This is a genomic window from Microcystis sp. M113S1 (assembly GCF_020246945.1).
Taxonomy (GTDB): Bacteria; Cyanobacteriota; Cyanobacteriia; order Cyanobacteriales; family Microcystaceae; genus Microcystis.
Map to the genome: position 1 here is coordinate 1 of NZ_JADBSA010000188.1, position 11,162 is coordinate 11,162.

Annotated in this window: 10 protein-coding genes; 2 read left to right on the forward strand and 8 right to left on the reverse strand. The window is 44.2% G+C overall.

Going from position 1 to position 11,162, the window contains the following annotated elements; translation table 11 throughout:
- Positions 1 to 189 precede the first annotated feature (189 nt).
- The 5 genes from IM319_RS09600 to IM319_RS09620 form a co-directional block, all read right to left on the reverse strand.
- Positions 190 to 2,544 carry a GH116 family glycosyl hydrolase gene (locus IM319_RS09600; protein ID WP_287735433.1) on the reverse strand — a complete coding sequence of 785 codons (2,355 nt, stop codon included), beginning with the start codon at positions 2,542 to 2,544 and terminating at the stop codon, positions 190 to 192.
- A 138-nt stretch (positions 2,545 to 2,682) separates the two neighbouring features.
- Positions 2,683 to 3,126, reverse strand: coding sequence for a DUF3531 family protein (locus IM319_RS09605; protein ID WP_079206944.1), 444 nt, complete (start codon positions 3,124 to 3,126; stop codon positions 2,683 to 2,685).
- A gap of 95 nt (positions 3,127 to 3,221) precedes the next feature.
- A complete protein-coding gene (locus IM319_RS09610; RefSeq protein ID WP_287735434.1) occupies positions 3,222 to 3,803 on the reverse strand; it encodes a CPBP family intramembrane glutamic endopeptidase in 582 nt (193 codons plus the stop codon).
- Positions 3,800 to 4,858: a DUF3326 domain-containing protein gene (locus IM319_RS09615; RefSeq protein WP_287735435.1), complete on the reverse strand. Its 1,059-nt coding sequence runs from the start codon at positions 4,856 to 4,858 to the stop codon at positions 3,800 to 3,802. Before IM319_RS09615 ends, IM319_RS09610 begins: the two co-directional genes overlap by 4 nt.
- Entirely contained in the window at positions 4,855 to 5,031 is a 177-nt protein-coding gene (locus tag IM319_RS09620) for a hypothetical protein (protein ID WP_002734354.1), read from the reverse strand. The genes IM319_RS09615 and IM319_RS09620 overlap by 4 nt, the downstream gene beginning before the upstream one ends.
- Before the next feature lie 204 nt (positions 5,032 to 5,235).
- Here IM319_RS09620 and IM319_RS09625 point away from each other — a divergent pair, with 204 nt between their 5' ends.
- Entirely contained in the window at positions 5,236 to 5,790 is a 555-nt protein-coding gene (locus IM319_RS09625; RefSeq protein WP_287735436.1) for a Uma2 family endonuclease, read from the forward strand.
- 77 nt (positions 5,791 to 5,867) lie between these two features.
- Here the strand turns inward: IM319_RS09625 and IM319_RS09630 are convergent, their stop codons facing one another.
- From IM319_RS09630 to IM319_RS09640, 3 genes are all read right to left on the reverse strand, one after another.
- Positions 5,868 to 6,698: an Rpn family recombination-promoting nuclease/putative transposase gene (locus IM319_RS09630; protein ID WP_287735438.1), complete on the reverse strand. Its 831-nt coding sequence runs from the start codon at positions 6,696 to 6,698 to the stop codon at positions 5,868 to 5,870.
- Positions 6,699 to 6,861: 163 nt separating this feature from the next.
- Positions 6,862 to 7,608 carry a hypothetical protein gene (locus IM319_RS09635; RefSeq protein ID WP_287735440.1) on the reverse strand — a complete coding sequence of 249 codons (747 nt, stop codon included), beginning with the start codon at positions 7,606 to 7,608 and terminating at the stop codon, positions 6,862 to 6,864.
- A 209-nt stretch (positions 7,609 to 7,817) separates the two neighbouring features.
- Positions 7,818 to 9,485, reverse strand: coding sequence for a DNA methyltransferase (locus tag IM319_RS09640; RefSeq protein WP_287687612.1), 1,668 nt, complete (start codon positions 9,483 to 9,485; stop codon positions 7,818 to 7,820).
- A 359-nt stretch (positions 9,486 to 9,844) separates the two neighbouring features.
- On the opposite strand from IM319_RS09640, the gene pyrC reads away from it, so the two are divergent.
- Entirely contained in the window at positions 9,845 to 10,879 is a 1,035-nt protein-coding gene (pyrC, locus tag IM319_RS09645) for a dihydroorotase (RefSeq protein ID WP_353737511.1), read from the forward strand.
- Positions 10,880 to 11,162 lie beyond the last annotated feature (283 nt).

Here is an 11,162-nt window from a genome sequence, read left to right on the forward strand (position 1 = left end):
AACTACCTAATTTTCAGGGAAAAAGTACCTGAATTTTCCCCCTGATCACTCCCATGCCTGGTACTTTTTGATTGACAAAAAGTCTAAAAGTCTTACCCAACAAGGTTTTTAGATTTATTCAGCAGACCCTAATTAAATATAACAATTTAGCCATTGACGAGAACTGGCTCGCTCCAGAGCTGCGAAAATTTATCCCTGAAATTCCGTCAAAACCCCATAGATGGCCCAGATAGCCATGGCGCGTAAATAATGACAGGCGCGGAAAGTTCCCACCGATGTAATCGCTTCTGGAGTGCGAAATTGTAAGCCATTTTCATAGACTTGTTTCACCACCGCTTCTGTAATTTGCCATCCTTGCTTTTCCATTCCCATTTGCATCAAAAAAGCCACCAACCCAAAATTAATTCCTACCCAAACTTCTAAGGGATGAGTTGCCTCGGGATTTTCGGGAGTACCATCGGGTTTTAACCCATTTGCCGCCCCAAATTTTCCCCCATGAAACTTGAGAAAACAAGCCTGATAAATCTTACTTAAAGCTGATTGCGTGTATTGATTTTCTACCACATCCGGTAAAGCCAATAAACGGGCATAAAATTGACCGCATAATTGGTCAGTCATCACCACATCAGAACCACTACCACTATCTAAATTATAATATTCTCCATTCCAGAGAGTCTGATGATAAATAGTGCGAGATTGTTGTAACCAACTGGCAAAAATTGCCGTATCTTCCCCAAGAATTGCACCAATTTTAATCGCCGCTTCTAGCGCCGCTATCCACAAACCACCGCAATAGGCACTAATTCCCTGTAAACGCCAATCATCAAAGGTTTGGTCTGGCGCGCCAGAATTTTCGGGGATGCCATCGTTATCAAGGTCAAAAGTTTTTAAATATTGCAAAGTTAGGACGATAGACGGCCAACATTCTCGCAGAAAATCCTCATCTTTTGAACCGGTTAATAAATAATCCCGATAGACTAATAAAACAAAATCACTGCCTAAATCTTTCCAGAGATTACAGTCTTGATAACTGGTGTAATTACTCTTTTGCCAAGGGTGTTCATTGGGCGCGCCTAAATCGTGGGGAGTGGCATTTTTGGCCTTACGAATGGCACTAGCTTGGTTATAACCGATAATCCGAGGAGTGTCGTCGTGGGTGGGAATTGCCCTGGCAAAAGCTTCCATCACAGCCTTTTCTAAGCGCGGCCATAACATCAATAACCCAAAGGAACCATAGAGACGCACATCGAGACTTTCATACCAACGATAATCAATACATTCTAACACTCCGAATTGACCGATCGCATCCTGTTCCGTGGCTGCCGTCCAGAGAGTGCCGCCGTCCGTTAACAGGTATAATTCATTAAATAAAGCCATTTTAAACCAATCGGCCAGATCGGTGCGTTCTAGGATCGGTTTTTGCCAGTTAATAATATTTTCTCGCCATGTATCGCCGTGTTTTAAAGCCGTGCGTACCATCGCCCAAGCATTTTGACCATTGCGACCGAAAAAGTCCGTATAACGACGATAATAGTTAATTCCTTGAGCAAATTCGGTGACTGGTAAATCCCAAGCTAAAATAAAAGGAATTTTGCGAGTTTTCCCCGGACGAATGCTAAAACGAATCGCCATGGCCGTGGCCGTTTCTTCCCCTTTTTGGGCGGGGGTTTCGTCCTCAATATCCGGTAAAGAGCCATTCATGGCGAAATAGTCCCAAACTTCGCCCCCATCGCCCGCAGGGTTCCATTTACCCAGATAAAATACCTCTAGACTCGGATTAGTAATACTAGCAATCGCCATCTGTCCATCCCCTTCCCCGGGGTTTTCGTAATCCCGACGCATTAGACAGCCAACGCGGAAATTATCGACAATCCATTGATTATAATTACCCTCACTTTCCCCCGATTTTGATTGATATTCATAGACGGGACTACCATCATCTCTCACCTTAACCACTGGGGATTTAATCGCGTTAGTAAACCAACCGATTGTATTTTGCCAAGTCAGCATAATACTAATAGTAATCGGTTTATCGGTGGGATTATGAGCCGTCCATTCAAATAGGGCAATAGGATAACTACTTTCTTGATAATTATGCGCCCAAACCGGTGAGAATTGTTCGCAAATTAATTGAGTCTGAAAAACATCTTTGTACTCGTACCAACTGCGGGGATAAAGGGCCCAATAGGTTCCCTTTTCGGCTGGATACCACGACCAGCGCGATAATGTTCCATCCGTCGGGCTTTCCGTCGCCATAGCGTAGGCTTGGGCGCTTCCGTCTTCTGTTTGTTCAAAAATGCTAAATTGACAGGCTGCAAGGCTATTAAAACTGTGTTCACCGCCGTCCAGATGCCAGAGGTTAAAGTCACCTTTGGGGGAACGTCCGATGCAACCGGCCCCAAATCCTCCCAGGGGCATCCCATGCCAAGGACCATCATCTAAATTGCTGGCATAGCGGACGCTGTAGGGTTTTTCCCAACCTTTGCCCAGAGGACGTTTCCAAGCAGCGGCGGGAATTTCTGGAAGGGAGATGAGATTAAGCATAGATGTTTTTAACTGGGGTGTGGGGTGTGGGGAGATGGGAAAATAAATAAAAATAATCTCCTGATTACTGATTACTGATTACTGATTACTGATTACTGACTTCTGACTCCACCAAGAAACTTTTTCAGTAAACCCTAATTATTCGCTAAAGAGATAATTGCTGCGATCGCTAATTGGCCAATCTTGATTTTCTCCACCGATAATTAAACGTTTAATATCGACAAAATCCTTACTTAATTGGGTCAAGGCATTGATTAAAATATCTAAAGCAATAAGATCGCTAGTACCAAGGTCAAACCAACAACGTCCCCAAGTACCTAAGTATTCAAAATCGGTCATATTGTGCATCGGTGACATAAAGGCATTTTCGGCCATATCTGGATCGTATTCCATATAACTAATATCGACTCCCACCTCCTGTACCTGTAGGTTTTCGGCATTGAAAGCCCCTAATTTACCCAAATAAAACCAAGAGGCAAAAACTTCTTCTACATATTGCTGTTCCATATTCGAGGGAACCGTCGAAAATTCCAGCCAAAACCAGACATCAAAAGGATTAAATTCGCGAAATTGTACTTCCATATTTTTTATAGGAGACAGGAGTAGGGAGTAGTCACTGATTACTGATTACTGATTACTGATTACTGATAACTTCCCCACTGATAACTGATAACTGATTACTGATTACTCTGCTGTAATTTCCAGAGAAAACTAGCGAGGAGATTGGTGATAATATGAGCGAGGATCGGGATTAATAAATTACCGGTGATGATGACGGTATAACCGAGGGCAAAACCGACAACAGTTGCCCAGATAACATAGGGCCATTGTTGGGAACCGCTAAAATGGAGGATACCAAAAATCAGACTAGAAACGGTTAAACCAAAGATATTTAAGCCCAAAGCCGGCAAAATCACCCCGCGAAATAATAATTCTTCACTTAACCCCGGCAGTAATCCAATCCAAATTAAATCGGGCCAAGCTAAAGGTTTAATGACTAATTCTAAGTAAGCGTTAGCACTATGGCGATAACTAGACCAAAAACGATATAGAAGCCCACTAATTCCACTAATTGCCCCCGCTAAGGCTAATCCGAACAGGAAATCCGGGAGAGTCAAGCGAATGGCGGGAATAGCGATCGCACCGAAATATTGCCAAACTTTGGCGACTACCAGCAAGATAATCGCCGTTACCGCCATAATGGCGAGGACTTGTGTGCGTGTCAGGGGATCAAATTCGGAATTAGGGGAATTAGTCACGGATTCTCGGATAAACAGCGTAAAGAGTTTAAATTAGGGCGAAGAGATGCTAGGCTAACCCCGGCCCGTTGACAAACGATCGCACCGATCGCCTCTGTATATGAGTGTACCCTAATTGCTTTCACCCCTAGAGGTTCCGGGGCCACCTTCATCCTTGTACTATTTTCCTGTACGGCAATCAGTACAGTTTTTTCTTGACAAAAACCCAAAACTGTGCTAGAGCCGCAGGCACTGGCGGGAACGATCAGCGCGTCCACCTCCCGGCCCCAAATAGCATCGGGACTGGGCTGCTTGACCAATTGGGGGGCGCGACTTAAACCCACCAAAACGCAGGGTAAAAAAGTATAACCGATTTCTTCGGCTGCGGCCTTGGGGGAAAGTTGCGGATCGAGGGGCAGCGGACTTAAAGCGGGAGCGTGGGCTGCCGGTATTTGGAATTGTCGGACTACTAGATGGGAAATCACCGCTTCGGCCCCAGCAAGGGGATCCACCCCCTGACCATGGCGATAATTAGCCAGGGCAATGCTATCGGGATCGTCGGGAAAACGGGCAACAATGGCGATCGCTTCTGCCTGGCCCTGGTTAATCAGTTTTTCTGCCCCCCGCAGCAAGCTGTCGGGATTGCCAATTGTTCCCCAACTGGCCCCAGAGGCTGCCTCTCGCAACTGCACATTTAAGGGGGCATCGGTGATAACGTAATCGGTGAGATCTAAGCCTAGGGTAGCCCGGACAGCATCGGCAGCCTGAAGGTGTCTTTGCAAGAGGTCAAATTCAATGGCGCGATCGAATAGTAACCCGATGCGATTTTGATGGACGGGACTTAACCCCCAATCCCCCCGGGCAAAACGATCTAAAGCGTAACCCTCCACATAATAGGTGTTGGCTAGAGGCCAGTACAGTTGTGCGCCATTAAGGACATTGGGATGGGTAATTAGGCGATCGCAAACTTGGGCGATCGCTTTGGCCACGGGAATGCCATCCCCAGCATAACCGCCAATCGCTGCCCCGATGCCGGTGGGAATAATTAGTACGGCGGTATAGGGACGGGAATTCACGAGGCAGTGGTGACAATCGCTTCGACTTTGACTTGATTATTCTCGGTATCTACTTCTGTGATTGCCCAACGCAAGGGTTCACCGCGTTTGGCCAATTCTTTTTCGATTTCTTGCTGCAGTTGTTGTGGGGTTTCCTGTAGGTCGATTTCGGCACTAATAAAGTGAGTGGTCATGGGGATTGTCTGGGATAGTTATCCCCTCAGTTTATCAAGATTTTGCCCTCTTGCGCTGGTTTATCGGCTCTCTGGGTCAGGAACCACAAAGACACGAAGAACACAAAGATAGATCGCTATGTAAGTTAAACTGATCACACAAAGAATAAGAGAGCCAAAGCCATTCTCGTACTATGATTAATACTAGGCTTTCCCCTAGAGATTATGATCGCAGTTCCCAACTACATCAGTCCCCAAGAATATCTCGCTATCGAGCGCCAGAGTCAGATCCGTCATGAATACCGACGTGGTTTGGTTTATGCGATGGCCGGCGGTACGGATAATCACGATCGCATTGCCCTTAATCTACTCGCTCTGGTTAACCTGCATTTCGGCGACTCTACAGACTGTCGGTTTCACTCGGGTAATGTCAAGGTTAACTATCAAGATCAGTTTTATTACTATCCCGATGCTTTTGTTACCTGCGATCCTCGCGATCGCCAAGATCGTTATCTGAAACGCTATCCGAAACTGATCGCAGAAGTGCTTTCCCCCAGTACGGCCGCTTTTGACAAGGGCGAAAAATTCCAAGATTATCAACAGATAGAAACGTTAGAAGAATATGTATTAATTTCCCAAGAAATCCAGCGCGTGGAATGCCGTCGTCGTAATTCTCTGGGGACATGGGAAACGACTATTTACGAGACAGACGATCGGGTGATCCTGCAAAGTATTAACCTAGAGTTAGCGATCGCCGATCTCTACCGCGGAATAGATTAAAGTGTGAACTACTCTCAAGGTGGTTGAGAGCTTCCTGCTTCAATGGGAATGGATAGACCGCATTTAGTTGCTTTGTACTAACTTGCTCGGCAATTTTCCAGCCATTGTTCTAAATCTTGTAGTGACTGAAAATCTAACAAAGCTTCTCCCAAGTTTTCTAACTGTTCTAGGTCAAGACTGCGGATATTGGGCAATAATTCGGGAGAAATGTCCCCTATCCGCCGATTTAATTGACGTAAAACTAGGTTAGCTTCTCCTTCTTGTCGTCCCTCTTGTAAACCCTCAGACCAGATTTCTTGATAGATAACTGATTCTTTCATGATGTCTTTCCTCAATAATCGTTGAATGATGTCTTTCTCTAATACTAACCCGGCTAGAATAGCGGTAGATGCAGCCAGATTACTTTGTTCTCGACTATCGCTGATTTGCTCGATTTCTTGGGCAATTTGCCGCAGTAAGTTTTCTTGTTTCTCAGCTTGAGCGAGTATGGCAAAGGGAAACAGTCCGGGAGCCTTTAATAAGGGTTCCGAGGGTTGTTCCCAGAGTCTAATCACTTCAAATTGATGAGAGGTTTTCCCTTGTTTATAATCATTTTGTCGGACTTTGGGGGAGTCACTTTTCCTCAGATAAATAACCACTTGATGGATAGGTTTATCGGGATAGCGTCGATAGAGTCTGGTGGCATAATCTAGCATTCTATAGGGAATATCTTCTTTAGGTTCGGTTTGGAACTCGATATGTAAGATTAATTCTTCCGACTCCAAAAAGATTAAAGTATCGGCTCTAATTGGCTCTAGGGATAATTCCGAGGGTTTAATTTCTGTTAATTCTAAGGGTTTACCCAGTAACCAAGTGGCTAAGTCTCTCGAATATTCAAGGGCGATAAATTTACAGGTAGAATCATACATTCTCAATTCAATTATAGGTTAAGGCTGACCTATATTTTAACAAAATTATCACCCTATCCCTAAAAATAACCAAAGGAGGTTTTAAAACCTTCCTAAAGGCCAAGATGTGCTTCAAACTATCCTAAATGGAGATTTTATGCTTGGCGCTTACGAAAAGCAGCACCTAACCCCCAAAGATGATCGCTTCAAAAATCTCGTAGCGTTCTTTGCCAATGCGAATAAAATAAATATCGCCCTCTTTCGAGGCACTAAACGCCCCAGAGTCCGCCTGACTAACATCGTAGCCGATCGCTTTCCCTTTTTCAAAGAAAATGATACGCTTGCGGCCGTCGGGTTTGGTGACAGTGACATCTGCACTACCGTTACCTCGACGAGTGACACCAAAGGGACAAGATCCCGCCGGTTTTCCGTCGCCCATAGAACAGGTAACACTACCCGTAGCATGGTAATTTGTCCCGGGTACTTTGGCATCGCTTTGGTTGTAATAATTGGAAATAAAGATTTTTAAGCGATAATTAGCTACCTCATTATTACGCACTGAATTGCGGATCAAACCCACTTGGATCGTATAATCGCCATCCGCTGGTAGGATTCCTTCATAAGCGTTACCGGCGTTAGACCCGATAACCATCGCCGCATCCTTGCCGGGGACTTTACCCGGTGCAAAAAGGTTGAAAGAAGCACCCCCATTATCGCTATTGAAGGCAAGGGAGATATTCTGCCCAGCATTAGCGCGAATTAGGTACTGGACGACCTGTTCTCCCTTGATTTTGCCTTGAATGGTTGTTCCAGATGTTCCTGCTTTGAATTGTACCCGTTCTTTACGAACTTCGCTTAAGGCTGGAGAAGGTAGGATAACGGGGGTGGTGATTAAGGCAGCGAGGAAGAAAGCGGAAAAGAGTTTACGCATTTTCTGGGAGATAAAAAAATAAATCGAGAAAAGATGGGGTTTTTCTGCCCCTCCCCGAATCAGTAGGGAGGAAATCGAGATTACCGACAATCTAACGGACTGGTGTGGACAAGAGACTGATAGCCTCCACCTTCTACCCGTACCCTCAGAGAGTATGAGTCAAGTCCGGGGATTTTGTCAAGTCTTTTTTAGAAAAATAGAAAAAAACTTTATTCGGGGAAGGGTATATCTAAACTCATTTGTTGTCCTTGGGTTTCCCTTTGTTTTTCGGCAGCTTTCAGGACTTCAAAGGTGAGGATAACATCGAGACGTTTTTTCTGTTCAAGGATTTCTTGTACTGTCACAATCTCAATTTTATCCACACTTTGACTCATGTAACGACCGCGATAAATTCCCGCAGATTTGGCCGTTTGAACCATATCTTTGCTAGGAGGTTTCAAGGTGATAAATATACCCAGGGCTGCCCCTTGTAGTGTCATGGTTCCCTGTAGATCTCTGATGTCTCCCGATTTGACATTACCGGATTTTACTTGAAAAATAATTTTCTCGCGGTTGTCCTTATCTCCCTGAAAATAGGCAATAGCATCGACTCCTTTATCTGCCCCTTTTTTGTCATTAATCACGGCCCGGTTATTACTATAGGTTAAAACCGCCCATTTCTCAAATTCTTTGCGGGTACGATCATCGGGTTTAGTGGCTAATGCTTGCGCTGATTCCATGTCTTTAGGAATACCGTTCAGTTCAATTTTGTCTAAAACATTTTTACCAAAGGAGTCCTCTAATCGCTTTAACATTAAGCTAATACTCTGATAGGTTATATCAATTCCAATCCAGTTTCTCTCTAATCTCTCCCCTACAGCAATTGTCGTTCCACACCCACAATAGGCATCTAAAATTACATCTCCTTTATTGCTACTTGCTTTGATTATTCTTTCTAATAATGCCTCCGGTTTTTGCGTGGGATAACCTAAGCGTTCTCTTGCTTGAGAAGAAATAGGGGAAATATCATTCCATAAATCTTGTAAAGGAATACCTTGCATCTCATCAAGATAACGTTTATAGCGAGGAACTGTACCAGGTTTTGTTTGAATAATTCTACCCTGTTGATAAAGTTCTTCCATTCTGTTTTTACTATAACGCCAATAGCGAGTAATCCCTAAAAACTCATATTCAGGATTTCCTTTAGAAGCACCTCCTGGTCCAGTTATGTTATCTAATGTATACAGTCTTCCATTTGTATCTCGATATTTATAGAATTTTTCAATGTATTCCTGGCTATGAGACTCATAAAGTTCATTTCTTAAGGTATTCATAGACTTTGTATAGAATAAAATTACATCATGAATCCTGCCTAAATGAACTACATTTCCTTGTTTTGTATCACTGTGAGCAGAGGAACGCTTCCAAACTATCTCATTTTTAAAATCACCCCCCTGAGAGCAAAAAACCGTATCTAAAACTATTTTTAAATAATGACTAGCAGTGGGATCACAGTGGAGATAAAAGCTACCAGTAGATTTTAAAACTCGATGGATTTCCACAATCCTCAGAGTCATACTCACCAGATAAGCGAGAAGACTGCCTTTTCCTAAAACTTTAGTCAAACCGTCAATTAAATCGATAGTCTGACTGGTAAATTTACCCTGATAGTTGCTTTGAATTTCCTCTAAAGCTTCGTTAGCGTGATTATCCCATGTCCAGGTATCCACAAACGCTTGTGCTTGTGCTTGATCTTCCTTGCCTAAGTTGTTATAAATTTGGTTGTAATTGCGTTTAGAATTAAAGGGTGGGTCGATATAACAAAGATCGATCGATTCATCTTTGATATATTTACGCAGCACTTCTAGGTTATCACCGTAGTATAGTTTATTGACCATCGAGATTAAGGGGATTGACCGCATCCTCAATTGTATTATTATTCCCCCTTAAAGAGGACAAATACAATTCGCCCCTACAATAATATGATTGTATCAATGGTAGAAGCACTGAGAGGCAGCCCACAATAGTCTTACTGGGAGACGGAATTAAAGGTTAATTTTTTTAAGTCTATCTAGCCTGAAAATGAGGGATTCGCAGGCAGGCACGGATTCCCATTATATAAATAAGTATATGTCAAGTCTTGGGATTTTGTCAAGGGGAATTATATTAATTTCGCCGCTAAAATCAAAGGTTCGTTCCAATCAACTAAAACCCTTGTGCTTGGTAATGGCATCCCTAACCGTAGTATGATTGAACAATGCGAAGACTCAGAATGACTCGACCCGACGACTGGCACCTTCATCTCCGCGATGGTGCGGCAATGAAAGCGGTTTTACCCCATACGGTGCGTCAGTTTGCCCGTGCCATTATCATGCCGAATTTAAAGCCCCCAGTGCGCTCAGTCGCTGATGCTGCCGCCTATCGCGAGCGCATTCTGGCAGCAGTTCCAGAGGGTCAACAATTCGAGCCATTGATGACCCTCTATCTGACCGATAATACCAGTCCCGAAGAAATCATAGCGGCGAAAGCCTCCCAGTTTGTCAAAGCGGTGAAATACTACCCAGCCGGTGCGACAACTAATTCCGACTTGGGGGTGACAGACCTGCGTAAGTGCGATCGCGTTTTGGCAGCGATGGAGCAGCTGGATATGCCGCTACTACTGCACGGGGAAGTTACCGATGGAGATATTGATGTGTTCGATCGAGAGAAAGTGTTCATTGAGAGGCACTTAATCCCACTGATAACGAGATTTCCGAAACTGCGGGTCGTATTTGAACACATTACCACTGCTGATGCGGTCCAGTTTGTTCTCTCTGCTAACAACAATGTCGCCGCCACAATTACGCCCCAACATTTATTGTTTAGCCGAAACATTCTCTTTAGCGGTGGCATTCGTCCCCATTTTTATTGCCTGCCGATTTTGAAACGAGAGGAGCATCGTTTGGCACTTTTGCAAGCGGCAACATCGGGGAATGCCAAGTTTTTTCTAGGGACCGATAGCGCACCCCATTCTCGCTACAGCAAAGAAAGTTCCTGTGGCTGCGCGGGTTGTTATTCGGCTCTGCACGCCCTAGAGTTGTACGCAGAAGCTTTTGAGAGCGTTGATGCGCTCGAGCAACTGGAAGGGTTCGCCAGCTTTCACGGTCCAGATTTTTATCAACTCCCCCGGAATACCGAACAAATCACATTAACCAAAACCCCTTGGCGCATTCCCGATGAATTGCCATTTCCCGAATCTGGACTGGTGCCGTTACGAGCGGGTGAGGAAATGACTTGGCAATTGGGGGAATAAAAAACCGCCAGTTTTAGCTTACATATAATGTTTGTGGCTTTTATCGAAAATTTGGGTTAAAACCCCGTCCTTTTAGGACGGCTTTAAGCTACAATGGAAAAAGCGATAACCAAGCTAAAAACTGAACCTTGACAACAGATAGCAAGGGGTTTCGTTCAGAAAAGACTTCAAATTCGGCCTTGAACGAGTAAAACTTTCTAGGAAATAAGGTTGAACATGAGATTTTTTCGACTTGTTCAAAGTGGCCGGAGGGCATTCGGACACTGAAAACGGACGTGGAGAA